Raw genomic sequence first — 23,781 nt, forward strand, 5'->3', positions numbered from 1 at the left:
CCAGGCTCAAGCTCATGACCGTAGCGGGCCCCTGCGTGCGATTATCGCCGCGGTGGGCCCGCTCCTTGCCATTCGATCGGAAGACCTGATCATGCGCCAGCGCGCCATCTATGCCTCCCTGCTTCTCGTGACGACGACGCTCGTCACCCCAGCCGCGCTGGCGCAGGTCGCGCCTTCGGGCGGGGCCCCCGTCGCAGGGCCGAACACCAGCCTCATTTCCCCGCCAGCCGATCCCTCGGCGACAAACCCCGACGCCGTTGACCCTGCCGCGGCAACGCAAGCGGACGATGAAGCGTCGCAGAGCGCCGAGGTCTCCGCACCGGGCGTGAACGCGTCCGCGGGCGATGACATCGTCGTGGTCGGGCGCAACATTCCCAATTCTGTGCGCTCGACCGCGCAAGTGATCAGCGTGCTCTCCACCGCGGACATCGCTCGCTCTGGCGAGGGTGATATCGCCGGCGCGCTGACCCGCGTGACCGGCCTTTCGGTGGTCGGCAACGGCTATGTTTTCGTGCGTGGTCTCGGCGACCGTTATTCCTCGGCGCTGCTGAACGGCTCGCCGCTGCCAAGCCCCGAGCCGCTGCGCCGCACGGTGCCGCTGGACATCTTCCCGACTAACATCGTCGGCTCGGCCTTGGTCCAGAAGACCTATTCGGTGAATTACCCCGGCGAGTTTGGTGGCGGTGTCATCAACCTGACTACCAAGGCGATCCCGGAAGAGAATTTCGTCACGATTGGCGCGTCCGGCGGGATCGACACGGAGACCACCGGCAAGCTCGGCTACACCTACTTCGGATCAAAGACGGACTGGCTCGGCTATGACTCGGGCGAGCGCAAGCTTCCCGGGTTCCTGCGCGATGCACCGACAGGAACGGGCGTGATCCCGACCGCACAGGTAGCGCAGCTGTCCAACGCGCGTACCTCCTTGCTCCAGCGCAACCAGGACATTCCGCCGAACTGGTCGGGCAACATCAACATCGGCCTGGTGGGCGAGCTTGGCGCGGGCCGGATCGGCATGATCGCGTCGGGCGGCTTGTCCAACAACTGGCGCACGCGCGCTACGACGCAGCAGGATACGGTCAGCAACGACGGCACGCTGCGCAACGATTTCTACACGGTGATCACCGACAATCGCGCAGTGGTGAACGGCCTGCTCGGCTTCGGCTACGAGTTTGACGAGAACCGTATCCGTTGGACCAACATCTATATCCACGACACGCTCAAGCAGGGCCGCGCGTCCGCCGCGACGGTTTATAACAACTCCTCGGGCAACCCGCTTTTCCAGCAAAACACCAACTGGTTCGAGCGCCAGCTGATCGAAACGCAACTGGTGGGTGAGTTCAAGCCCGTCGACAATCTTTCGGTCGATGTGCGCGGCGCTTATGCCAATACGAAGCGCAACTCGCCGTATGAGCGCCAGTTCATCTATAACTGCACGACCAGCCTCAACATCCAGGTGCGCGACCCGGTGGGTGGCTCGCCACTGAACTGCCCCGGCGTGTGGCAGGCTACCAACGCGTTCGACCGCTTCGCCACCGTGGTGTTCAGCGAGCTGAACGAAGACCTGTATTCGGGGCAGGCGGACGTCGCGTACAAGCTGTCCACCGATCGTCCGTTCACGCTGTCGGCCGGTTATTATTTCTCGCAGAACGACCGTCAGTCACTTCGCCTTCCGTTCACGTTCCAAACGACGACGGGTCGCGAAATCCCATTCCCGTGCAACCTCTTCCGCCCGGACTTCCTCCTTTCGCCTGACGTGCTGAACGGCTGCCCCGTGGCAACCACCGGCACGCGCGCCGAGAATGCGGTGCAGCTGCGGTTCGACTCGGGTCTGAACGGTTCCTACGCTTATGACGCAAGCCTGCGCATCCATGCCGGCTACGTTCAGGCCGAAGCGGAAGCGATCGACGGCGTTCGGGCGATCATCGGCGTTCGCTACGAAACGGCAAAGCAGGAAGTGACGCCGGTCAACGCGCCGGCGACGCGGTTGAACAACGATTATTTCTTGCCGGCGGCGACGCTGACCTGGAACTTCGCCCAGGACATGCAGCTGCGTCTTGCCGCGGCGAAGACCATCGCTCGCCCGCAGTTCCGTGAGCTTGCTCCCCAGGCGTTCCGCGACTTCGAATCGGACCGGTTGTTCTTCGGCAACCCGAACCTGCGTGATTCCAAGCTTTACAACCTGGAAGCACGGTACGAGTGGTTCTTCGATCGCGACCAGCGGCTCACCATGGCGGGCTTCTACAAGCGGATCGACAATCCGATCGAGCAGGTCGGCTTCTATCCGAGCACGGACGCCCGCCTGCAGACCGGTTTCACCTATCTGCCCAAGGCGACGCTGTGGGGCGGCGAGATCGAGGTGCAGAAATACTTCCCGCTCGATTTCATCTCCGACGGGATGGCTGGCAAGCGGGCGGTTGTGATCGCCAATTACACCTACACCCAGTCCAAGATCACGGCGGACAGCCAGTGCGTTCCCAGCGTGCTTGGCGACTCGCTGCCTGGCTGCAGTGATGGCTTCGCGCCTGCCAATCTCCAGTTCCGGGATGGCGCGCCGTTGACCGGGCAGTCTGATCACCTCGTCAACCTGCAGCTCGGCTATGAGGACCGGGAGAATGAGACGCAGGCGACGCTGCTGTTCAACTACGCCAGCGACCGCGTGACGAATCGCGGCCCATCGCTTCTGTCTGGTGTCGGCTTCCAGCCCGACATCGTCGAGCGGCCGGGCATCCGGCTGGACTTCGTTGCGCGCCAGACGGTGGACTTCCTGGGCACGCGCGTCGAGCTGAAGGGCGAAGCGCGCAACTTGACGGGGCAGCGCTATCAGGAGCGCCAGACCTTCGGTGACGGGCGGCAGGTGTTCATCAACCGCTTCGCACAGGGCCGGCTCTTCACGCTCGGCGCCAGCGTTACCTTCTGACGCGATAAACCGGCTGGCGCGGCCCAGCGCCAAACCGCCCTTATCGCCCCGGACCCGATTGCGCGGTTCGGGGCGATTTGCGTATCGGGGGGGCCGTCGCTCATGCGCCGATGATAGGCATGGCCCCCGGAGGCCCATCATATTACACTGACTTGCAATGTCGCTGTAACATCGCGGACATAGCGCCGACTGCGCGGGGATTGGCAAATACATGCGATTGAGATTCGACGCCCGCGCGACGGCGATTTTGCGGCGAATACCGGTCGTGAACGTCTATTCGCTGGCGGAACTGGTGTTGCTTGGGGCGCTGGCTATCCAGTGCGCACGCCTGGTGTGGACGGTGGTGACCCCCTTGTCCCCGCTGGGCGAATGGCGGCCGGCCAGCGTCACGCTGCCGGGCGCGCCAGGCGACGTGCTGAGGAGCTTTGACCCGTTCTACCGGATCAGCGGCGGGGCGGCGCAGAGCGGTGCGGGGGTCGTCACCTCGCTTCAGCTAACCTTGTTCGGCACCCGGATCGATGAAGCAACAGGCCGCGGCTCGGCCATCCTGGCGGGTCCGGACGGCGAGCAGAAGAGCGTGGCTGTGGGCGAGGAGATCATGCCCGGCGTCATCTTGCGGGAAGTGGCCTTCGATCATGTCGCAATCGAGCGGAAGGGCGCCCGCGAAGACCTGTTTCTCGATCAGTCGGCGGGCGCGGCTGCTTCAACTCCGGTGCCTGGCGCGGCTGACCAACCCGTCGCTCCTACCACAAGCACAGGGATTACCGTGCAGCAGTTCCAGCGTGAAATCGGCTTCGTGCCGCGTGTTGAGGGAGGGCGGGTCAGCGGCCTTGTCGTACGGCCGGCGGGGTCGGGCGCTGCGTTCCGCGCCGCAGGACTGCGTGAGGGAGACATCGTGACGGAGATTGGTGGCCGGGCCGTGCAGGGGCCAGGCGACATCGAGCGGCTCGCTACCCAATATGCGGGCGGCGGGGCGATCGCGATCACTGTCGATCGTGGGGGACAGACGGTGCCGCTTAGCGTTCAGGTGGCAGGCCAATGAACCGTTGGCTGCTCGCGCCGGCGTTGGCGCTCGCGTTGTGCGTTCCGGCGCAGGCGCAGACCACACTCAATGTGCGCGACGCCGACATCCGCGCATTTATCGCCGATGCGGCAAAGGTGACTGGGCGCACCTTTATCATCGACAGCCGCGTTCAGGGCAAGGTGACGGTCGTTACCGATCGGCCGCTCAGCCGCTCGGAATATTTCGAGGTGTTCCTTTCCACCTTGCGGGCCAATGGGCTGGTGACCGTGCCGACTGCCAATGGCGCGCTTCGCGTGCAGCCGATCGAGAATGCGGCAAGCCAGCCGGGGCGGATCGGCACGAGGGGCGCGGCGCGCAACCAGTTCGTAACGGAGATCGTACGGCTGCGCGCAATCGACGCGCAGTCGGCGGTTGATACCGTGCGGCCGCTGGTGTCGGCGCAGGGCTCCGTCAGCGCCAATCGCGCCGGCAGCTCGATCGTCATCGCCGATTTTGCCGACAACGTGCGCCGCGTGCGCGAGGTGCTGCAGCGCATCGACACGGACAATAATTCGACGCGCGTGATCGCCCTGCGCAATGCCGGCGCGCGCGACATCGCCACGGCGCTGCAAGGCCTGCTTGGCACTCCGGCGCAGGGCCAGACGGCCAGCGCCAGCGTGGTCCCGGTCGAAGGCGCGAACTCGGTGGCGCTGCGTGGTGACCCGTCGACGGTTGCGCGGCTTGCGCAGGTGGCGCTGGATCTGGACCAGAAGGCCAAGAGCGGCACCGAGATCCGGGTCGTCTTCCTTGAGCATGCCGATGCGGCGCAGCTGCTTCCGGTGCTCCAGCAGCTGGTGGGGCAGACGCCCGATTCCATCCCGCAGAACCAGCTCAGCCAATCGAACTTCGGCGCCTCCAGCAGCGGCAATGGCGCAAGTGGCCAGCCGAGCGTCAACACCGGCGGCCAGGCGCAGGGCCAGAGCGCGCCGGGCGGCGGATCGAGCGGGCAAGCGGCCGTGCAGGCACAAGGGGGCAGGGCACCTGCCGTCGTCACCCGTTTCGTCGGCGCGAACGCCATCGTCATCGCTGCGCCGGCGGATATCCAGCGCCAGCTGGCGGAGGTCGTGCGTCAGCTCGATACTCGTCGCGAGCAGGTGCTGGTGGAAGCGATCGTCGCCGAGGTGTCTGACGTGACGGCCAGCCGGCTGGGCTTCCAGTTCCTGCTCGGCAGCCTTTCGGGCGGGGCGTTTGGCGCCACCAGCTTCTCCAACTCGGCGCCCAATCTGCTGACCATCGCGGGTGCGATCGGGGCGCGTGAGATCGGCGGTACATCCACGACAGTGGTTGCGCCCGACGGCACGCGGACGACCACCAACACCGGTAACTCCGCTGGCGACGCGCTCGCGCAGCAGGCGATCAGCTCGATCCTCGGCGCGAGCGGCGGTTTTGCGGGCTTCGGCGGGAAGATCGCTGGGGACACGATCTTCGGGTCGATCATCAACGCGGTGAAGAGCGACACCACGTCGAACCTGCTCCAGGCGCCGAGCCTCATCACGCTCGACAACCAGGAAGCGCGCATTCTCGTTGGTCAGGAAATCCCGATCACGACCGGGCAGGCGCTGAGCCAGAATTTCGACAACGCGTTCCGCACCGTGCAGCGCGAGAACGTCGGCATCCAGCTGGAAGTGCGGCCGCAGGTCAATTCATCGGGCTCGATCAAGCTGTTCCTGCATCAGCAGGTGAGCTCCATCGCCGGGCCGGTAAGCGACGACAATTCAGACCTCATCCTCAACAAGCGCGAGGTGGAGACCACGCTGACGGTCGATGACGGGCAGATCGCCATAATCGGTGGGCTGCTCAGCGATGACGAACGACGGACGCTGGAGAAGCTGCCGCTCCTCGGCGACATCCCGGTGCTCGGCAACCTGTTCCGGTCCAAGGCGCGGCAGCGCTCGAAGACCAATTTGATGGTCTTCATCCGGCCGACCATTCTGCGCTCCTCGGCCGATAACCGCCGGGTGACTGAGCAGCGCTATGGCTATCTGCGGCTCCAGCAAGGGCAGCACGATCCCGCACGCGAGCCGTCGATTGATGAGCTGGTGCGCGACTATATGGGTGCCGCAGCGCCGATCCCGTCCGCGCCGGTGCCGGGGAACATTGAGGACCCCCGCGTCAACGTGCCCGTGCAGCGCAACTCAACGGTTACCATCAAGCGGCGGGACAAGTGATCCGGACGGGACGAGACTTGCCTCCTGACCTCTCGCCCCCGCGCGAGGCTTTCGGGATGGAGGAGGTCTCGCCGGACCCTCCCATCGGGTCTGTGGCGTTTTCAGTGCCAGCACATGTCCACTCTTCTCCCTCCGGCGAAGTGCTGTCGGTGGTGGCGCTCCCGTACGCCTTTGCGCGAAAGTTCGGCGTCACCCTGCAAGGCGACGCCGTCGCGCTGCGTGAGGGCGCGGACCCGCGCGCGCTGATCGAGGTCCGTCGTGTCCTCGGCCGCCCGTTCGATGTGACCGTCGTCGAGCCGGCGGCCTTTGACCGTCTGCTCGGGGACAATTACGCGATGAGCGGCCAGGCCACGGCGCTTGCGGCCGTTGGCATGGGTGACGAACTCGACCTGCTCGCTGACGGCATCCCCACCGCCGAGGACCTGCTCGACACCGCCGACGACGCGCCGGCGATCCGCCTCATCAACGGCGTCATCGCGGACGCCGCGCGCAACGGCGTGTCGGATATCCACATCGAGCCCTATGAGAGCGGCCTTGTCGTTCGCATGCGCATCGACGGCGTGCTGCGTGAGACGCTGCGCATGCCGCCGCACGTGGCCCCGGTGGTTGTCAGCCGTATCAAGGTGATGGCACGGCTGGACATCGCCGAGCGCCGCGTGCCGCAGGACGGGCGCATGGGGCTGACGCTCGGCGGCAAGTTGCTCGACGTGCGCGTCTCCACCTTGCCCAATCGCGCGGGCGAGCGGGTGGTGCTGCGTATTCTCGACAAGGACAATGCCGGGATCGACCTGAATGCGCTGGGCATGGAGCGCCCGATGCATGCCATGCTTGATGCGGCGATCCATGAGCCGAACGGCATCGTCCTCGTCACTGGCCCCACCGGCAGCGGCAAGACGACGACACTCTACGCTGCGCTGCGCTTGCTCAATGACGGCAGCCGCAACATCCTGACGGTCGAAGATCCGGTCGAATATGCCGTGGATGGTGTCGGCCAGATGCAGGTCAATGCCAAGGTCGGCCTCACCTTTGCTGCGGGCCTGCGTGCGATCCTCCGCCAGGATCCCGATGTCGTGATGGTCGGCGAGATCCGCGATCGGGAGACGGCCGACATCGCAGTGCAGGCGTCGCTGACCGGCCACCTCGTTTTGTCGACCGTCCACACCAATGACGCGATTGGCGCAATCACGCGTATGCGCGACATGAAGGTGGAGCCGTTCCTGCTTGCCTCCACGCTCCGCGCCGTTATCGCGCAGCGCCTTGTTCGCCGGCTCTGCCCGATGTGCCGTCATGGCGTTCCCGCAGGAGACACGGTCGCGCCGCTGCTCGGCATCGCGCGCGAGTCCACCGTTTATGAACCCGCTGGCTGCGGCGAGTGCAACCAGACCGGCTTCAAGGGCCGCGTCGGCGTATTCGAAGCGATCCGCATCGACGAGACGGTGCGCCGCCTCATCAACGACGGTGCCGACGAAGTCGCCATTGCGGCACACGCCTTTGCGCGTGGAGAGACCCTTGCCAGCGCGGCGCGCCGCATGGTCGAACAGGGTGTGACGACGGCGGAAGAAGCGGTCCGCGTCTCGCGTCGCGATTCGGAAGCGGTGGATGAGTAGCGCAGCGCCAGTTTCCGCGGGTCGCCGCCTGGCGGGGGAGCGCTTCCGGCTTCGGACGATAGCGTGCGGTACGGAAAGCTTCCGTGCCTGACTTCGACTATCTCGCAATTGACACCCGCGGCCAGGAAGCGCGCGGCCACGTTGTTGCGCCCGATATCGACGCCGCCCGCGCCACGCTTGATCGGCGGCGCCTCTACGTCGTTCGGATCGAGCCGGGCAGCGCCCCGGTCGCGCGGGGAAGGCCGCTGTTCGGCCTGCAGCTCGGGCGGCCGAAAATGTCGGCCAAGCAGCTCACGCTCTTTACCCGCCAGCTCGCCACACTCTCGCGCGTCTCTCCGCTGGAAGAGTCGCTCCGTACGATCACGCGGCAGACCGAGCAGGAGAAGGTTCGCGAGGTCGTGCAGCATGTTCATTCCGGCGTGGTCGAGGGCCGGCGCCTGGCTGACGCGATGGCGCGCGAGCCCCGGAGCTTTCCGCCGCTCTACCGCGCCATGGTCGCCGCCGGCGAGAGCTCGGGCACGCTCCCCGCGATCCTTGAGCGGCTGTCGACGCTCCTCGAACGTCAGGCAGAGATCCGGGGCAAGCTACTGACAGCGCTTGCCTATCCCACGATCCTCGCCATCGTCGCTATGGGTGTGGTGACGGCGCTGATGATGTTCGTCGTGCCACAGGTGGTCGAGCAGTTCGACACGATGGGGCAAGAACTGCCGCTGCTTACCCGTGTGGTGATCGTCATCTCGGATATCCTCGTCGGGTGGTGGTGGCTGATGCTGCTGGCGTTCGCAGGCGCGCTCGGCGGCTTCGTCATGGCGCTGAGGCAGCCGCCGATCCGCCTCGCGTTTGATAGCTGGCTGCTGCGCATTCCGCTGCTCGGCCGGCTGCTGCGTGATCTCCACGCGGCGCGCATGGCGCGTACGCTCGCGACGATGGTCGCGAGCCGTCTGCCGTTGCTCGAAGGGCTCGCGCTTACCGCAGGCACGATCCACAATCGACGGCTGAAGCTCGCTTCGGACGAGATCACCGAATCGATTCGAAGCGGCGGCAGCCTCTCGTCGGCGATGCGTCGCGCCGCCGTTTTCCCGCCCTTGCTGACCTATCTCGCCGCTTCCGGCGAAGCGGCCGGCCGGCTCGACGAGATGCTCGAACGCGCAGCCGATTATCTCGAGCGCGAGTTCGATCGCTTCACCGCCACCGCCATGTCGCTGCTTGAACCGGCGATCATCGTGGTGATGGGCGGCGTGGTCGCGACGATCGTGCTAGCGATCCTGCTTCCGATCCTGCAGCTGAACACACTTGCGGGGCAATGAGAGTTATCATGAGCAAAGAACTGAAAAGACGTAAGAAGCGCAACGGGTTCACGCTGGTCGAGCTGATGGTGGTGATCGTCATCATCGGCTTGCTGGCGACCATCGTGGCGCTGAACGTGATCCCGTCCGGCGACACGGCCAAGGTGCAGAAGGCGAAGGCGGATATCGCCACGATCGAGCAGGCGCTCGAAATGTATCGCCTTCAGCAGAACAGCTACCCGACGACGGCGCAGGGCCTGGAGGCTCTGATGACGGCGCCTGCGGGCCTTTCCAACCCCGCGGCCTATCAGCCCGGTGGTTATATCAAGAGGCTGCCGGAAGATCCGTGGGGCCGCGCGTATCTATACGCTTCGCCTGGCAAGAATGGCGCGGCGGACATCTGGACCCATGGTGCAGATGGCCAGGAGGGTGGCGAGGGGATCAATGCCGATATCGGCTCCTGGCAGTAAGGTGTGACTTGGCCGATCGCGCCTTCTTGCGCTACCGACTGGGCGGCCTGCGCGCGGGCGCGGGTGAGGCGGTGCGTGGCTTCACCCTCGTCGAATTGATGATTGTGATCGCGGTGATCGGTCTTGCCTCCGCAGCGGCGGTTCTCGCCATGCCCGATCCGCACGGGCGGCTGGTGGATGAGGGCGCGCGGTTTGCCGTTCGCGTGCGAGCGGCGCGTGACGCGGCGGTGATCGGCGGGCGTCCGGTCAGCGTGTGGGTGACGCCGGCTGGCTATGGCTTCGACGAGCGGCGTGGCGGGCAGTGGATTGCAGTTGCCGAAAAGCCGCTGCGCGTCTCGCAGTGGAGCGAGGGGACGCAAGCCGTGCTGGGCGAACGCGGGCGGGTCACGTTCGATTCCACCGGCACGGCCGATCGCGTGCTGGTGGTGCCGCTGCGGCGGGAGCGTACCCGGCTTACTGTCACGGTAGGCGACGACAACGGCGCGCGGGTCGATGGCTGAACGGCTTTTGTCGGTGTCTGGCTCTGCCACCTGTGGCCGGGGCGTTGTGGGCGATCGTGGCTTTACCCTGATCGAAGTGATGGTGGCGCTTGCCGTGTTCAGCCTTGCCGCCTTAGCGCTCATCAGGCTGGAAGGCGCGACGATCCGCTCAACTGCCCTGCTCGGCGATACGGTCCTGGCGCAGATGGTGGCGCGCAACGTGGCGGTGGATGCCATCACTGCGCCAAGCCCGCCGGCGCTGGGCCGCGCGGCCGGTGTGGAGCAGAACGGCGGCCGAGCATGGCGCTGGGTGCGCGAGGTGCGGCGCGCCGGCGACACGGGGGTGTTGCGTATCGACGTCGCGGTGTCGGACGCTGGCGGGCGGGCGCTCGGGCGGCTGACGATGATCCGCCCGCCGCGGCCGGTGGTGACCGTTCCATGATGCTGGCCAAGCGGAAGAGAGAGCTGCGACGGCACCGCGGTTGTTGGGCGCCTCTGTGCGATCGAGCATTACAACCAACGGCCAGCCGTTTCGCGGGGCATGAAACTGCTGGGTTCACCTTGGTTGAGGTGATGGTTGCGCTCATGATCTTCGGATTGATCGCGTCAGCCGGCGTGGCGCTGCTCGCCTTCAGCGTGCGGGCGCAGGGCGCGACCACCGCGCGGCTGGACGACGTGGGGGCGCTTGCCAGACAATCCTCGCTGCTCGCCGCGGATCTTGCGCAAGCAATGAACCGGCCCGCCCGGGATGAGCGCGGGACCAAGTTTCCGGCTTTTGTCGGGGGCGCGACCAGCGTCACCTTCGTGCGCGCGGGGTGGAGCAATATCGATGCCCAGCCACGCTCGACCTTGCAGAAGGTGAGTTATCGGCTCGCGGACGGCGCGCTTCGGCGTACCGCCTGGCCGATGGTGGACGGCGCGGCGCCGCTGCCCGCGTCCATCGCCCTTGCCGATGTCGCGGGCGCGACGCTGCGCTACCGCATCGGCGGTGTGTGGAGCGATCGGTGGGATGGCACAGGAGGGGCCGCCTTGCCGCAGGCGCTCGAACTGGTGCTGGAGCGGCGCGACGGCATTGTTTTTCGGCAGCTTTTCCTGGTCGGCAGCGGTGCGCCGCCGGTCGTGACGAGCACTCCCCCGCCCGGAGCGCCCAATGGCGGCTAGGCGGCAAGGGGAACGCGGTGCGGCGCTGCTGACGGTATTGCTGCTCGTCGCGATTGTCGCCGTGATGGCGGCAACCACGCTGGAGCGCTTGCGCCTGTCGACCCGGCTGACGGCCAATTCGGTCGCCCTCGATCAGGCGCGCGGCCTCGCGTTTGCCGCCGAGACGCTGGCGACCAGCAGGATCACGCAATTGCTCCGCCAGAACCCCGATCGCGTGACGCTGGCCGGGGGGTGGAGCAACCAGCCGTTCGCTCTGCCGCTGCCCGGTGGCGCGGCCATGCTGCGCGTCCGTGACGGAGGAAATTGCTTCAACCTCAATAGTCTGGTGACCGAACTTGATGGCGTGTATGTTGCCGATCCGACGGCGGTTGCGCAGTTTGCCCGGTTGGCGAGGCTCCTCAACGTGCCCGGTGGAGAAGGTATCGCGGCCGCGGCCGCCGACTGGATCGACAGCGACGATCAGGCGCTCGTCACGGGCGCCGAAGATGGCGCGTATGCCGGTTTCGCCACCCCGTATCGCACGGCGGGAACGCTGATGGTTGATCCAAGCGAGTTGCGCGCCGTTGCTGGCGTGACCGGCGACGCTTATGCCAAGTTACGACCGTGGCTCTGCACGCTGCCGCGCGCCACGCGATCGACCATCAACGTCAACACCCTGACGCCCGAACAGGCACCGTTGGTGGCCATGCTGCTGCCGGACACCTTGAGCGTGCAGGCGGCCGCCGCGGGGCTGCTGCGGCGCCCCGCAGCAGGCTTTGCTGACACACAGGATTTCTGGAAGATCTTTGCGGCGGCCGGTATCACCGACCCCTTGGCAGAGCGGCAGACCGGGGTCGTTACGCAATGGTTTGACGTGCGGATCGATGTCACGGTGGGCGACAACGAATTGCAGGAGCAGGCGTTAATCGACGCGACGACGCTTCCAGCGCGGCTCGTCTCGCGGCAATGGGGCGAGATCCTATGAGTGCGCTGATCATCTTCCTGCCCGCCCATGCCGATCAGCCTTGGCGCTGGCTGCGCGTGGAGAATGAAGTCGTGGCGGAGCGCGGCGAGGGCGTGCCGGAGGAAGCCGGCGGCGCAACGATTGCCGTGGCGCCGGCAGACGCAGTGACGCTGCACTGGTCGATCCTGCCTGCCCGATCGCAAGCGCAGGCGCAGGCGGCAGCCCGGATTGTCGTGGCGGAGGCAAGCGCCGCCCCGCTAGAAGGTCTCCACGTGGCCGTCGGCGATGATCCCGATGGCGAGCGTCCGATCGGTGTGGTCGCTAACGAGCAGATGCGCGGCTGGCTCGCCTGGCTTGGCGCCGCGGGCATCGATCCGGTGGCGATTGTGCCAGCGCCGCTGCTGCTGCCGGCTCCGGAAGACGGGTATGTTCGTGCCGAGCTGGGCGGTCAGTCGGTTGTTCGAGGCGTCACCAGCGGCTTTGCCGATGAGGCCCGGCTCACCGAGCTTGTTACCGGTGGGCGAGCACCCGAGATACTGGGGCGCGAGGCGGTAGAGGCTGCGATTGTCGCCAGTGCGGCGAGCCCGCCCTTGAACCTGCGGCAGGGGCCATTTGCACGGCGCCGCCGACGGGCGGTGGATTGGCCTCTCGTGCGCCGACTGGCGGCACTGGCGGGAATGATCCTGCTGGTGACGCTCGCAATCGATCTGGTGCGGATCGCGCGCTATTCCATGGCTGCCGATGCTGCGGAGCTCCGGGCAGATGCGCTGGCACGAGAGGGCCTGCCGCGCGGCGCGGACCAGGGCGATGCGGGACGGCTGCTTGCGGAGCGCCTGTCTCGCCTGCGCGGGCCGGGCGCTGGCTTCAGTGCGACGGTTGCCGCCGTAGCGAGTGCGACACGCGATGTGGAAGGGACGGAGTTGGTCGCGGTAGCGTTTGAGCCGACCGGAGAATTGCGCGCCACCATTGCTGCGAACGGCGAGGCGCAGGCGAACCAACTGCTGGAGCGGCTGAGAGGCGCAGGCTTTGCGGTGACCGCAAGCACCTTCCAATCCGACGGCCAGCGCGTGCGCGGCGACGTGACGGTGGCGCTGCCATGACCGCTGTGCTGGTCTGGTTTCGCGGCCGCACGATGCGCGAGCAACGGCTGCTGCTGGCGATGATGGTCCTCTTTGTGATCACCCTGGTGTTCGCGGGCATCATCCGGCCGGTGCGCGACGGGCTGGAGTCGACGCGCCAACGCCATGCCGCCGCCGAGATCCGGCTGGGCGAGATCAAGGCGCAGGTGGCCCAAGTAAAGGCAATTCAGCGCGGGCGGCCACGTACGCCGGAGGGCGCGTTGGCCGATGCGATCCGCACACGCGCCGATGAGGCTGGCTTCGTTCTCGCCAGCCTGGAGCTGGACGGTGACCGGATCAGGATCGCGATTGCGACTGCCCGGCCTGGCCCTTTGCTAAGCTGGATTGCCGGGCTCGAGGCCGACGGATTGCTGGTGGATTCGTCAACCGTAACCGGAAACGGCGATGGCACGGTTGCCGCCACGCTGACATTCAAGGGGAGGCGGCCATGAGGCGAATTCGGCTGGCCACTGGGCCAAATGCGCTGTTCCTGGCTTTCTTCGTTGCTGCGCTGATTGCGTTTCTCCCGCTCCGGCTGGCGCTGGGGTGGTTCGGGCTTGCCGAGCAGGGAATGACCGCCCGGGAGGTGACGGGGAGCATTTGGGCGGGGGAATTGCGCGAGGCGACGTTTGGGCGGATCGCGCTGGGCGATTTGTCCGCAGGGGTGGCGCCGGTGCCGCTGCTGGTCGGCCGAGCAAGGGTCGATCTGAACGGGAGCGAGCGGGCGCCGAGCGCTGCGCCGCAGCTGTCCGGCGCGGTGACGATCACCAGGCACAGTTTCGGGCTAAATGACCTTACCGCCTCGCTGCCGGTGGGGTCCACATTCCAGCCGGTTCCGGTGACGTTGCTTGACCTTCAGGACGTAAGTGTCCGTTTTCGCGGTGATTCGTGCGAGGAAGCGGAAGGGCGCGTGCGCGCCACGATGAGCGGCGAGATTGGGGGATTGGCCGTTCCCGCGTCGCTGAACGGCAATGCGCGCTGCGAAGGCGGCGCCTTGCTGCTTCCCCTGGTCAGCGCCGCCGGCAATGAGGGGAGCACGATCCGGCTGTGGCCGGACGGGCGATATCGCGCGGAGCTGACCTTGCAGCCACCCGACCCGGCCGCTGCGGCGCGGCTGCAGGCGAGCGGCTTCATCGAGACGCAGCGCGGCCTGGAGCTGGCGATCGACGGCCGCTTCTGAGCTAGCCGCGGCCTGCCTGCGGCCTCGGTTCGGCCTGGTTACCGTTTATCCCGGCCAGATCGCCAGCGCTGCGAAGTTTCACCAAAAAGCGTGCAGGAAATTGCGTGCCGAACCTTGACGCCTCAACGCCCTAGCCGTAGGGGCGCGCTTTCTCACGGCGATCGTAGCTCAGTTGGTTAGAGCATCGGTTTGTGGTACCGAGGGTCGCGGGTTCAAGTCCCGTCGATCGCCCCATTTTCTCCTCGGAAAACATCATGACCGCGTGGGGCTTCCCCGACTTCGACGACCATGAGGGCGTCCACCTTTTCACCGATCCCGCATCCGGCCTGCGTGCCGTCATCGCGGTTCACTCCACGGCGCTCGGGCCGGCGGCTGGCGGCGTGCGCTTCTGGCATTATGCCGATCATACTGCGGCAATCACCGATGCGCTTCGGCTGTCGCGTGGCATGAGCTTCAAGAACGCGATGGCCGGCTTGGACCTCGGCGGCGGCAAGGGTGTCGTTCTCGCCGATGCGCCCGGCGCGACGATCAGCGAGGCGCAGCTGCGCGCGTTCGGCCGCGTAGTTGAGTCCCTGAGCGGGCGCTATGTGACGGCGGAAGACGTCGGCATGTCCGAAGCGCGCATGAAGGTGATTTCGGAAGAGACCCGCTATGTCTCCGGCCTGCCGGTGGCGAGCGGCGCGGCGGGCGGCGATCCCGGGCCGTACACCGCCATGGGCGTGTACCTCGGCGTCAAGGCTGCGGCGCAGCGTGCGCTGGGCGCCAGCGACATGAAGGGCGTGCGCGTTGCCATCCAGGGCGTCGGTTCGGTCGGCGGCGGCTTGGCCCGCCTGCTGGCGGCGGATGGCGCGGTCCTGACGCTGGCCGATGTGAACGCCGAGCGTGCCGAAGCGCTGGCGGCGGAACTCGGCGCGGTGACGGCGCCGACCGACGAGATCCTATCCGCCGATGTCGACCTGGTCAGCCCCAACGCGCTGGGCGCGGTGCTGACCGAGCGGTCGATCGGCGCGGTGAAGGCCAAGGTGATCGCCGGCGGTGCGAACAACCAGCTGGCGACCCGCGAGGACGGCCGCCGCGTGCATGAGCGCGGCATCCTGTTTGCGCCGGATTATGTGATCAACGCCGGCGGCATCATCAACGTGGGCCTGGAATATCTGGGTCACGGCGACGAGGCCGAGGTGAAGGCGCGGATCGCCCGTATTCCCGATCGCCTGATCGAGGTTTGGGACGAAAGCGATGCCAGCGGTGACCCGGCAGCGGACGTCGCCGATCGGATCGCCAAGCGGTTGATCGGCCGCGGCTGAGACCAACATGGCGCGAGCGGAGGGCGCTGATCCTCCGCCGCGCCGAGAAAGTGCAGTGAGAGGAGCGGGGAAACGCGCCAGTCAAGCGATGACGCGACGCGATTTTGCCCATATGGGATAACACCAACGTGCCCGCGCTCCATGCCCTCGCCAATCCTGCGCGCTTCCTGAAGATCGCGCGCCCGCTGACCAGCCTGTTCGGGTGGCTGGGGGCGGCGCTGATCGCGCTCGGTTGCTGGGCCGGGCTGACGCAAACGCCGCCCGATTACCTGCAGGGCGAGTCGGTGCGGATCATGTACGTCCACGTTCCCGCCGCCTGGCTCGGCATGGGCGGCTGGAGCGGGATCGCCATCTCGAGCATCGCCTATCTCGTGTGGCGCCATCCGCTGGCCGACGTGGCGGCGCGCGCCATTGCGCTGCCCGGCGCGGCGTTCGCCGCCGTTTGCCTGGCGACCGGCGCGATCTGGGGCCGGCCGACCTGGGGCACCTATTGGCAGTGGGACGGGCGGCTTACGTCCATGCTGCTGCTGTTCTTTGTCTATCTCGCCTATATCGCTTTGGCGCGCGCCGACCGCGATCGCGGCGGCGACGGGCGGATCGCGGCCTTGTTCGGGATCGCGGGCACGGTGCTGCTGCCGATCATCCGTTATTCGGTGGTTTGGTGGAACACGCTGCATCAGGGGGCGAGCATCGGGCTGACCAGCTCCACGATCGACCGTTCCATTCTCTGGCCACTGCCGATCATGCTCTTCGGCTTCAGCTTTCTGTTCGGCGCGATCGTGCTGATGCGCATGCGCACCTTCCTGGCGATCGCCAAGGCCGAGGCGCGGCTGCGCCGGAGGGCGACGGCGTGAACGCCTGGTCATTCGTTGCCGCAGCCTATGCCGTGGCGCTGGGCGTGAGCGCCATCATGGCGCTGGTGAGCTGGCGCGCGATGCGCCGCGCCGAGAAGGACAAACGATGAAGGCGAAGCATCAGCGGCTGTGGCTGGCGGGTGCGGCGCTGCTGGCGGTTGCCGTCGCGGCGCTGCTCGCGCTGTCCGGGCTGAAAGATCAGGCGGCATTCTTCTACGCGCCGTCCGATGTGACGCCGGAAGTGCTGGTGGCCGGGCGGGCGGTGCGCCTGGGCGGCATGGTGGCGGGCGGCTCCGTGGTGCGGGCGGCCGACGGCGTTACCGTGAACTTCCGCGTGACGGACGGCCGCGCGACGACGCCGGTGAGCTTCGCCGGGATCGTGCCCGACCTGTTTCGCGAAGGCTCGGGCGTAGTGGCCGAGGGGCGTTTCCAGCGCGACGGCTTGTTTGTCGCGTCCAACCTGCTCGCCAAGCATGACGAGAAATATATGCCGCCCGAGCTGGCCGGCAAAATGCACGAAACGAAGAGTCTGGATCAGTGACCGGCTTCATCGCGCTGGCCGTGATCGGTGCGCTCGCCTTTGGGGCGCTGCTGCTGCTTCGGCTGCCGCGCTTGCTCTGGTCCTTTGCTGGGGCCGCCTTGTTTCTGGGCGCGGCCGGTTATGCCTGGCAAGGCCGCCCGGCGCTGGCGGCGACGCCTGCAAAGCCCGCCGCCAATCCATTGGAGATAGACCCGGAGAGCATCAAGCTGCGTGAGCGGCTGATGGGGCGGTTCACGGCGGATACCGCCTATCTGGTGGCATCGGATGCGATGCTGCGCGCGGGCGACCGACGCGCAGCGGCGCAAGTGGTGATGGGCGGCGTTCGGGCGATCCCACGAAGCTTCATCTTGTGGACGCAGCTAGGGACGAACCTGGCCATTCACGATGGTGACCAGATGTCCCCGGCGGCAAAGCTCGCGTTCGAGCGGGCTTTCCAGCTTGCGCCGGAGCATCCCGCGCCGCCCTATTACGCCGCGCTTTCCTATGTCCGGGCGGGCGACCTGCCGACTGCGCGGCGCCTGCTGGCCCGCGCGGTGTCGCTTTCCCGCCCCGGCACGGAATATCGCCGGCAGATTGCGGGCCAATTGCAGGTGCTCGATCGCTACATGGCGGCGACCGAGCAGGGCGGCCGATAGCCGGCCATCAAACCGTGCGTGCGATGAGCTGCCTGCCGGCTGCTCATCGCCGCGCCGTTACTTTCCGCGCCCGGTCTTATCCTGCAGCGCATCGATCTGCTTGGACGCGTCCGCCTTGGTCAGTTCCGAGTCAAACTCCTCGCCGGCTTCTTCGCTCAACGTCTTCAAATAGCTCGCTTGAGCGCCAGTCATCGGCTCGTCGCCGGTAGTCCAGTCGTCCGGATCCTTCTCCGCATTGGAAAATGGCTCACTCTTCGGGTTGGTCTCGGCCATGATTGCTACTCCTTCAACAGGTTCAACTCCTCCGTTCTTGTAACGTTCCCCCTTGCGGTGCAGTCGCGAAGTGCTAGGCGCGCCGAGGCTTTGACAGGATGACGGTGGCTTTTTTACCCTTGAACCTGGCGTTGGTGGACGCGCAGTGAGCGCTGCCACAGCCACGAGCGTGCCAGCGCCCAGTGGACATCATGGAGACTCGCTCGCCAAGCTCGCCTTTGGCGCGGTTGGCGTTGTCTATGGCGACATCGGCACGAGCCCGCTTTACGCGATGAAGGAGGTGTTCGTCGGCCACCATCCGCTCACTGTCGATCGCCTGCACATCTTTGGCGTGGTCAGCCTCGTCTTCTGGTCGCTCGTGCTGATCGTGACGTTCAAATACGTCATGGTCATCCTGCGCGCGGACAACAACGGGGAAGGCGGAAGCCTCGCCTTGCTGGCGCTGATCCAGCGGCGCAGCGGGGCCGGAAAGAAATGGGGTCCGAGCCTCGTCCTGCTTGGCGTGCTCGCGACGGCCTTGTTCTTTGGTGACTGCATGATCACGCCGGCGATCTCGATATTGTCGGCGGTGGAGGGGCTGGCTACCGTTGAGCGGCGGTTCGACAGTTTCGTGATCCCGATTGCGGCGGCGATCATGATCGGCCTGTTCTATCTCCAGTCCGTCGGGACGGCGCGGGTCGGCAAGCTCTTCGGCCCGATCATGGCGGTATATTTCGTCACCCTCTCGGTGCTCGGCCTGATCCATATCTTTGCGCAGCCCGAGATCCTGCTGGCGCTCGATCCCCGCTGGGCGGTTCGCTTCGCAGCGACGGACGGCACGCTGGCGTTCCTAGCGCTGGGTTCGGTGGTGTTGGCGGTGACCGGCGCCGAAGCGCTATATGCCGACATGGGGCATTTCGGCCGCAAGCCGATCGCTTACGCCTGGCTGTGGTTCGTCTTCCCGGCCCTGATGCTCAATTATCTCGGGCAGGGGGCGCTGATGCTGGGCGATCCCTCCGCGGCCGAGAACCCGTTCTTCCTGATGGCGCCCGAAGCATGGCGGCTGCCGCTCGTCATCCTCGCCACCATGGCGACGGTGATCGCAAGCCAGGCGGTGATCACGGGCGCGTATTCGGTGGTGCAGCAGGCCGTGCAGCTTGGCCTGATGCCGCGGCTGCGCATCGATCACACCAGCGCGTCGGCGGCGGGGCAGATCTACATCCCGTCGGTGAACTGGGCGCTGATGACGATGGTGCTCCTGCTGATCCTGGGCTTTCGCGAATCGTCCAACCTCGCGGCGGCCTATGGCATCGCGGTGACCGGCACGATGTTCATCTCCACCTGCATGGTGGCGGTGCTGATCCAGCGGGTCTGGCGCTGGCCGGTCGCGGCCGTGGTGCCATTCGTCGCGGCCTTCCTCTTCATCGACGGCATGTATTTCTCGTCGAATCTGACGAAGGTGCCGGACGGCGGCTGGTTCCCGTTGCTGGTGGCGATCATCGTGTTCGTGCTGCTCACCACCTGGGCAGCGGGGCGCAAGCTGATGCTGCAGCGGATGCGCGAGGGCGCCATGCCGATCAAGGTGTTCATCGGCTCGGCCGCGAACAGCGCGACCCGGGTGACGGGCACGGCGGTGTTCATGACCTCGACCCCCGAGGGCGTGCCGCCCGCGCTGCTGCACAATCTGAAGCACAATCGCGTGCTGCATGAGCGGGTGATCCTGTTGACCGTGAAGGTGACGGACATGCCCTTCTTCCCGGAAGAAGACCGCTTCCACCATGAGGCGCTGGGCGAGGGCTTCCACCGCGTGATCCTGCGTTATGGCTTCATGGAGTCGCCCGACATTCCGGCAGCGCTGAAGTCGCTCGACCGGTGCGGCGGCGAATTCCGGATGATGGAAACGAGCTTCTTCCTGTCACGGCAGACGCTGCTACCCTCGGCGCATCCGGGCATGGCGATCTGGCGCGAGAAACTGTTCGCCTGGATGCTGCGGAATGCGGAAAGCGCGATGGAGTTCTTCCGGCTCCCCACCAATCGCGTCGTCGAGCTCGGCAGCCAGATCGAGATTTGAGCGGCTCGTCGCCCGCACCGATCATCGTCACCGCGCTGCTGGGGCGGGCCGACCAGCGCTGGCTTGATGATCTGCGGCGGGCGCATTTCCCGCCCGAGCGCAACCATCTGTCGGCGCACCTGACGATGTTCCACCACCTGCCGCCCAGCATCGCGGACGAGCTGAAGTGGCGGCTGGCGGAAGAGACGCGCGGTGTGCCGGCGCCTGCCGCGATGCTGGCGGCGCCGTTTTCGCTCGGGCGCGGCGTTGCGTACCGGATCGAGAGCGCGGAACTGGAGGCGATCCGCGCGCGCATCGCGGAAGCGTTTGCGGGATTGCTGACGCCGCAGGACCATGCCGGCTGGCGGCCGCATGTGACCATCCAGAACAAGGTGGAGCCGGCCGCGGCCAAGGCGCTGCTCGCGGAGCTGAAGAGCGGCTTTCGGCCGCAGCCGCTCGTGATCGCGGGTCTGGCTTCGTGGTGGTATCGTGGCGGCCCTTGGCAGCCGCTGTCGGAGCATCGTTTCCGCTGATCTGACCGGCGCGGCAGCAGATCCCACGTCCGGCGCACGCCGCATCAGGCGGCCCGGTGCGATGCTGCTATTTTGCCGAAGAATGGTAGCGGAGGAGGGACTTGAACCCCCGACACGCGGATTATGATTCCGCTGCTCTAACCAGCTGAGCTACTCCGCCCCATGGGCATTCACCGCGGCTTTTCCGCCGGGCGAGGCGCGCCTGATAGCAGCGCCTTCGCGCGGGTCAAGCGGGAACGCCAAAGAGATCGTGTTCGTCGGCATCCTCGATCGTGACGCGCACGATATCGCCTTCGGACAGATGGCCGGCATCGCGCAGGTGAACCTCGCCGTCGATCTCGGGCGCGTCGGCGTAGGAGCGGCCCGAGGCGCCCTCGTCGCCGACGGAGTCGATGATGACCTCCATCGTGCGGCCGATCTTTGCCTGGAGCTTGGCGGCGCTGATCGCGGCCGTGCGCTCCATGATGCGGGCGTAGCGCTCTTCCTTCACCTCTTCGGGCACAGGATTGGGGAGGGCATTCGCGCTGGCGCCTTCCACCGGCTCAAAGCGGAACGCGCCCACCTTGTCGAGCTGCGCTTCGTCGAGCCAATTAAGGAGGTAGTTGAAGTCCGCTTCGGTTTCGCCGGGGAAGCCGACAACGAAGGTGGAGCGGATCGCGATATCGGGGCAGATCTCGCGCCAGGCGCGCAGACGCGAGAGCACCTTGGCGTCGTTCGCCGGCCGCTTCATCGCACGGAGCACGTTGGGTGCGGCATGCTGGAAAGGGATGTCGAGATACGGGAGGACCAGCCCTTCCGCCATCAGTGGGATGACCTGGTCGACGTGCGGATACGGGTACACGTAATGGAGGCGCACCCACGGCGCGATCCGGCCGAGCTCGCGGGCGAGATCGGTCATGTGCGCGCGAACCTCTCCACCGCCCTTCAGCGGGTAGCTCGCATGGCGCAGGTCGAGGCCGTAGGCGGAGGTATCCTGGCTGATGACCAGCAATTCCTTGGTGCCAGCGGCCACCAGCTTTTCCGCCTCGCGCAGGATCGCGTCGGGGCGCCGGCTGACCAGATCGCCGCGCAGCGAGGGGATGATGCAGAAGGAGCAGCGGTGATTGCAGCCTTCGGAGATCTTCAGATAGCTGTAGTGCCGCGGCGTCAGCTTCAGCCCGGCATCGGGCACCAGATCAAGATACGGCGACAGGTTGGCGGGTGCGGCATCGTGCACCGCCTCCACCACCTGCTCATATTCGTGCGCACCAGTGATCGCGAGCACATTGGGAAAGCGCGCGCGGATCACCTCCGCTTCCTTCCCCATGCAGCCGGTGACGATGACGCGGCCGTTCTCGGCGATCGCCTCGCCGATCGCTTCGAGGCTTTCTTCCTTCGCCGAATCAAGAAAGCCGCACGTGTTGACGAGCACCACGTCTGCGCCGGCATAATCGGGCGACATCTGATAGCCGTCTGCACGCAGCTGGGTGAGGATGCGCTCGCTGTCGACCAAGTTCTTGGGACAGCCGAGCGACACCATGCCCACGCGGGGCGGTGAAGGAAGACGCGTTGCCATGAGTGGCCGGGCACATAGTGCGAGACGGGGCAATTTGCCATATGCTCGCCGAATCAATCATCTTGCGCTACCCGGTGGCGCCTCGCAGGGGCGCGAGGATTGATTGGGGGTAAAGCGATGCTGGCGATCGGGCTGATGTCCGGGACGTCACTCGATGGAGTGGACGCCGCGCTGATCGAAACGGACGGGGAAGGGGCCGTCCGGCCGATTGCTTTTCGCGGTGAGGCCTATTCGGATGCCGCGCGGGCGCAACTCGCGGCAGCGACCGAACTCGCGCTCACCTTTGAGCGGCCGCGCGCCAACCCCGAGGTGCTGGCAGCGGCGGACCTCATCACCCGAACGCATGTGCTGGCCGTGCAGAAGCTGCTGCGCGACGCAGGGCTTCGCGCAGGCGAGATCGACGTCGTCGGTTTTCATGGACAAACCGTCGCGCACCGCCCGGATCGCCGCTGGACGTGGCAGATCGGGAACGGCCAGGCGCTGGCCGATGCCACCGGCATTCCAACGGTTGCCGACTTCCGCAGCGCGGACGTGGCGGCGGGCGGGCAGGGCGCGCCGCTGCTGCCGGTGTACCATGCGGCGCTCACCGCCGGGCTGGAGCGGCCGCTTGCCGTGCTCAACCTGGGCGGCGTGGCGAACATCACCTGGATGGGCAGCGACGGCGGGTTGGTGGCGTTCGACACCGGCCCGGCGAACGGATTGATCGATAGCTGGGTGGAGGCGGAAACGGGCGCGCGGTTCGATGCCGACGGCGCGCTCGCTGCCGCCGGGCGGGTGGACGACACGGTGCTGACGGCGATGCTGGACCACCCGTTCTTCGCGCAGCCGGCGCCCAAATCATTGGACCGCAACGATTTCACGATCCAGCCGGCGCGCGGGCTGAGCGCGGCGGACGGTGCGGCGACGCTCACCGCCTTTACCGCAGCCACGGTGGCAGAGGCGTTCCTTCTGCTACCCGAACGGCCGCAGAGGCTATTGGTGGCGGGGGGCGGCAGGCATAATCCGGTGATGCTTCGGATGATTTCGGAGAAGACCGGCCTTACGCCCGAGCCCGTGGATGGTCTGGGCTGGAACGGCGACGCAATCGAGGCGGAAGGCTTCGCCTACATGGCCGTTCGGACGCTGAAGGGTCTGCCGATCTCCTTTCCGGGCACGACGGGCGTGCCGGAGCCGATGACGGGCGGTGTGCTGCATCAGCCGCAATCACGCGGCGAGTGACACCGCCCCCACGCGGGCCTTCCGTCAAAGGTCAATCGTTGCCGTCGACGGGTGGTGGCGATCGAGGTGCCGCTTGATCGCCTTCAGGTTGCGCGTGTTCGAGCGGTAGAAGAAGTCCGCCGCATTGCCGACGATCGGGACGATGCCGATCAGGGCGTTGAACCCGACCCGGGCGCCCATGCGGGTGAGTTGCAGCTTGCTCATGCCCAGATTGCGCGCTTCCCACACAATCCAGGCGCCCATCGCGCCTGCCACCGCATCGCCGAGCACCGGCACCAGGCTGATAATGAAGTCGAGCCCGAACTTCTGGTTCGTTCCCGGCACCACGAACAGCCCCTCGAGCAAACGCTCCATTGCCTCCACCCGGCGCCGCACGGAAGCGGGATCGCGGCCGACCGGCAGGTCCTGCAAGAGAAGCTCCGGGCGAAAGGCGGCGTTCTTCAT

General features: G+C 66.6%; 23 protein-coding genes and 2 tRNA genes. 21 read left to right on the forward strand and 4 right to left on the reverse strand.

Features of this window, described 5'->3' with window-relative positions; translation table 11 throughout:
• Window positions 1–91 precede the first annotated feature (91 nt).
• The 18 genes from SPMU_RS03605 to SPMU_RS03690 all read left to right on the forward strand — a co-directional run bounded on the left by SPMU_RS03605 (window position 92) and on the right by SPMU_RS03690 (window position 17,729).
• Window positions 92–2,920 carry a TonB-dependent receptor domain-containing protein gene (locus SPMU_RS03605; RefSeq protein WP_088333136.1) on the forward strand — a complete coding sequence of 943 codons (2,829 nt, stop codon included), beginning with the start codon at window positions 92–94 and terminating at the stop codon, window positions 2,918–2,920.
• 211 nt (window positions 2,921–3,131) lie between these two features.
• Window positions 3,132–3,962 carry a type II secretion system protein N gene (locus tag SPMU_RS03610; RefSeq protein WP_088332010.1) on the forward strand — a complete coding sequence of 277 codons (831 nt, stop codon included), beginning with the start codon at window positions 3,132–3,134 and terminating at the stop codon, window positions 3,960–3,962.
• Complete coding sequence (gspD, locus tag SPMU_RS03615) at window positions 3,959–6,151, forward strand: type II secretion system secretin GspD (RefSeq protein ID WP_088332012.1); 2,193 nt, start codon at window positions 3,959–3,961, stop codon at window positions 6,149–6,151. Before SPMU_RS03610 ends, gspD begins: the two co-directional genes overlap by 4 nt.
• Before the next feature lie 56 nt (window positions 6,152–6,207).
• Window positions 6,208–7,758, forward strand: a complete 1,551-nt coding sequence (locus tag SPMU_RS03620) for a GspE/PulE family protein (RefSeq protein ID WP_088332014.1) — start codon at window positions 6,208–6,210, stop codon at window positions 7,756–7,758.
• 83 nt (window positions 7,759–7,841) lie between these two features.
• The gene (gene gspF / locus SPMU_RS03625; protein ID WP_088332016.1) at window positions 7,842–9,065 is read left to right on the forward strand and encodes a type II secretion system inner membrane protein GspF; all 1,224 of its coding nucleotides are present in this window, start codon (window positions 7,842–7,844) and stop codon (window positions 9,063–9,065) included.
• Window positions 9,066–9,073: 8 nt separating this feature from the next.
• Window positions 9,074–9,514 carry a type II secretion system major pseudopilin GspG gene (gene gspG / locus SPMU_RS03630; protein WP_245832718.1) on the forward strand — a complete coding sequence of 147 codons (441 nt, stop codon included), beginning with the start codon at window positions 9,074–9,076 and terminating at the stop codon, window positions 9,512–9,514.
• 8 nt (window positions 9,515–9,522) lie between these two features.
• The gene (locus tag SPMU_RS03635; protein WP_169715624.1) at window positions 9,523–10,014 is read left to right on the forward strand and encodes a GspH/FimT family pseudopilin; all 492 of its coding nucleotides are present in this window, start codon (window positions 9,523–9,525) and stop codon (window positions 10,012–10,014) included.
• On the forward strand, window positions 10,007–10,435 hold the full coding sequence (gene gspI / locus SPMU_RS03640; protein WP_088332022.1) for a type II secretion system minor pseudopilin GspI: 429 nt from the start codon (window positions 10,007–10,009) through the stop codon (window positions 10,433–10,435). The genes SPMU_RS03635 and gspI overlap by 8 nt, the downstream gene beginning before the upstream one ends.
• A 53-nt stretch (window positions 10,436–10,488) precedes the next feature.
• Window positions 10,489–11,154 carry a type II secretion system minor pseudopilin GspJ gene (gspJ, locus tag SPMU_RS03645; RefSeq protein WP_281250982.1) on the forward strand — a complete coding sequence of 222 codons (666 nt, stop codon included), beginning with the start codon at window positions 10,489–10,491 and terminating at the stop codon, window positions 11,152–11,154.
• Window positions 11,144–12,118 carry a type II secretion system minor pseudopilin GspK gene (gene gspK / locus SPMU_RS03650; protein WP_088332024.1) on the forward strand — a complete coding sequence of 325 codons (975 nt, stop codon included), beginning with the start codon at window positions 11,144–11,146 and terminating at the stop codon, window positions 12,116–12,118. Before gspJ ends, gspK begins: the two co-directional genes overlap by 11 nt.
• A complete protein-coding gene (gspL, locus tag SPMU_RS03655; protein ID WP_088332026.1) occupies window positions 12,115–13,197 on the forward strand; it encodes a type II secretion system protein GspL in 1,083 nt (360 codons plus the stop codon). Before gspK ends, gspL begins: the two co-directional genes overlap by 4 nt.
• Entirely contained in the window at window positions 13,194–13,667 is a 474-nt protein-coding gene (gspM, locus tag SPMU_RS03660; protein ID WP_088332028.1) for a type II secretion system protein GspM, read from the forward strand. Before gspL ends, gspM begins: the two co-directional genes overlap by 4 nt.
• Entirely contained in the window at window positions 13,664–14,395 is a 732-nt protein-coding gene (locus SPMU_RS03665; protein WP_088332030.1) for a type II secretion system protein N, read from the forward strand. Before gspM ends, SPMU_RS03665 begins: the two co-directional genes overlap by 4 nt.
• Before the next feature lie 157 nt (window positions 14,396–14,552).
• Window positions 14,553–14,629 (forward strand) — tRNA-His (locus tag SPMU_RS03670).
• 20 nt (window positions 14,630–14,649) lie between these two features.
• Entirely contained in the window at window positions 14,650–15,699 is a 1,050-nt protein-coding gene (locus SPMU_RS03675) for a Glu/Leu/Phe/Val family dehydrogenase (protein ID WP_211275701.1), read from the forward strand.
• A 128-nt stretch (window positions 15,700–15,827) separates the two neighbouring features.
• Window positions 15,828–16,553 carry a heme ABC transporter permease CcmC gene (ccmC, locus tag SPMU_RS03680; protein WP_088332034.1) on the forward strand — a complete coding sequence of 242 codons (726 nt, stop codon included), beginning with the start codon at window positions 15,828–15,830 and terminating at the stop codon, window positions 16,551–16,553.
• Between the two features lie 106 nt (window positions 16,554–16,659).
• Window positions 16,660–17,094, forward strand: a complete 435-nt coding sequence (ccmE, locus tag SPMU_RS03685; RefSeq protein WP_088332036.1) for a cytochrome c maturation protein CcmE — start codon at window positions 16,660–16,662, stop codon at window positions 17,092–17,094.
• On the forward strand, window positions 17,091–17,729 hold the full coding sequence (locus tag SPMU_RS03690) for a tetratricopeptide repeat protein (protein WP_088332038.1): 639 nt from the start codon (window positions 17,091–17,093) through the stop codon (window positions 17,727–17,729). Before ccmE ends, SPMU_RS03690 begins: the two co-directional genes overlap by 4 nt.
• 57 nt (window positions 17,730–17,786) lie before the next feature.
• Here SPMU_RS03690 and SPMU_RS03695 read toward each other — a convergent pair whose 3' ends face one another.
• A complete protein-coding gene (locus SPMU_RS03695) occupies window positions 17,787–18,002 on the reverse strand; it encodes a DUF3072 domain-containing protein (protein WP_088332040.1) in 216 nt (71 codons plus the stop codon).
• A 145-nt stretch (window positions 18,003–18,147) separates the two neighbouring features.
• On the opposite strand from SPMU_RS03695, the gene SPMU_RS03700 reads away from it, so the two are divergent.
• Together SPMU_RS03700 and SPMU_RS03705 are read left to right on the forward strand one after the other, a co-directional pair.
• Complete coding sequence (locus SPMU_RS03700; protein WP_088332042.1) at window positions 18,148–20,052, forward strand: potassium transporter Kup; 1,905 nt, start codon at window positions 18,148–18,150, stop codon at window positions 20,050–20,052.
• A complete protein-coding gene (locus SPMU_RS03705) occupies window positions 20,049–20,564 on the forward strand; it encodes a 2'-5' RNA ligase family protein (RefSeq protein ID WP_088332044.1) in 516 nt (171 codons plus the stop codon). The genes SPMU_RS03700 and SPMU_RS03705 overlap by 4 nt, the downstream gene beginning before the upstream one ends.
• A gap of 83 nt (window positions 20,565–20,647) precedes the next feature.
• Here the strand turns inward: SPMU_RS03705 and SPMU_RS03710 are convergent.
• Window positions 20,648–20,724 (reverse strand) — tRNA-Met (locus SPMU_RS03710).
• A 66-nt stretch (window positions 20,725–20,790) separates the two neighbouring features.
• Window positions 20,791–22,119, reverse strand: coding sequence for a 30S ribosomal protein S12 methylthiotransferase RimO (gene rimO / locus SPMU_RS03715; RefSeq protein ID WP_088332046.1), 1,329 nt, complete (start codon window positions 22,117–22,119; stop codon window positions 20,791–20,793).
• 117 nt (window positions 22,120–22,236) lie between these two features.
• On the opposite strand from rimO, the gene SPMU_RS03720 reads away from it, so the two are divergent.
• Complete coding sequence (locus SPMU_RS03720) at window positions 22,237–23,337, forward strand: anhydro-N-acetylmuramic acid kinase (RefSeq protein WP_088332048.1); 1,101 nt, start codon at window positions 22,237–22,239, stop codon at window positions 23,335–23,337.
• Between the two features lie 24 nt (window positions 23,338–23,361).
• On the opposite strand, the gene SPMU_RS03725 is transcribed toward SPMU_RS03720, so the two are convergent.
• Window positions 23,362–23,781 carry a DUF4112 domain-containing protein gene (locus SPMU_RS03725; protein WP_088333138.1) on the reverse strand — a complete coding sequence of 140 codons (420 nt, stop codon included), beginning with the start codon at window positions 23,779–23,781 and terminating at the stop codon, window positions 23,362–23,364.

The sequence above is a fragment of the Sphingomonas mucosissima genome (assembly GCF_002197665.1).
Classification (GTDB): Bacteria; Pseudomonadota; Alphaproteobacteria; order Sphingomonadales; family Sphingomonadaceae; genus Sphingomonas; species Sphingomonas mucosissima.

Excerpts from the sequence above, each read along its gene's own strand:
- SPMU_RS03720 (WP_088332048.1), top strand. The coding sequence starts at position 22,237 with ATGCTGGCGATCGGGCTGATGTCCGGGACGTCACTCGATGGAGTGGAC.
- SPMU_RS03675 (WP_211275701.1), top strand. The coding sequence starts at position 14,650 with ATGACCGCGTGGGGCTTCCCCGACTTCGACGACCATGAGGGCGTCCAC.
- SPMU_RS03610 (WP_088332010.1), top strand. The coding sequence starts at position 3,132 with ATGCGATTGAGATTCGACGCCCGCGCGACGGCGATTTTGCGGCGAATA.
- rimO (WP_088332046.1), bottom strand. The coding sequence starts at position 22,119 with ATGGCAACGCGTCTTCCTTCACCGCCCCGCGTGGGCATGGTGTCGCTC.
- SPMU_RS03725 (WP_088333138.1), bottom strand. The coding sequence starts at position 23,781 with ATGAAGAACGCCGCCTTTCGCCCGGAGCTTCTCTTGCAGGACCTGCCG.
- SPMU_RS03665 (WP_088332030.1), top strand. The coding sequence starts at position 13,664 with ATGAGGCGAATTCGGCTGGCCACTGGGCCAAATGCGCTGTTCCTGGCT.
- SPMU_RS03620 (WP_088332014.1), top strand. The coding sequence starts at position 6,208 with ATGGAGGAGGTCTCGCCGGACCCTCCCATCGGGTCTGTGGCGTTTTCA.
- gspD (WP_088332012.1), top strand. The coding sequence starts at position 3,959 with ATGAACCGTTGGCTGCTCGCGCCGGCGTTGGCGCTCGCGTTGTGCGTT.
- gspL (WP_088332026.1), top strand. The coding sequence starts at position 12,115 with ATGAGTGCGCTGATCATCTTCCTGCCCGCCCATGCCGATCAGCCTTGG.
- gspK (WP_088332024.1), top strand. The coding sequence starts at position 11,144 with ATGGCGGCTAGGCGGCAAGGGGAACGCGGTGCGGCGCTGCTGACGGTA.
- gspG (WP_245832718.1), top strand. The coding sequence starts at position 9,074 with ATGAGCAAAGAACTGAAAAGACGTAAGAAGCGCAACGGGTTCACGCTG.
- SPMU_RS03605 (WP_088333136.1), top strand. The coding sequence starts at position 92 with ATGCGCCAGCGCGCCATCTATGCCTCCCTGCTTCTCGTGACGACGACG.
- SPMU_RS03695 (WP_088332040.1), bottom strand. The coding sequence starts at position 18,002 with ATGGCCGAGACCAACCCGAAGAGTGAGCCATTTTCCAATGCGGAGAAG.
- ccmE (WP_088332036.1), top strand. The coding sequence starts at position 16,660 with ATGAAGGCGAAGCATCAGCGGCTGTGGCTGGCGGGTGCGGCGCTGCTG.
- gspM (WP_088332028.1), top strand. The coding sequence starts at position 13,194 with ATGACCGCTGTGCTGGTCTGGTTTCGCGGCCGCACGATGCGCGAGCAA.
- gspI (WP_088332022.1), top strand. The coding sequence starts at position 10,007 with ATGGCTGAACGGCTTTTGTCGGTGTCTGGCTCTGCCACCTGTGGCCGG.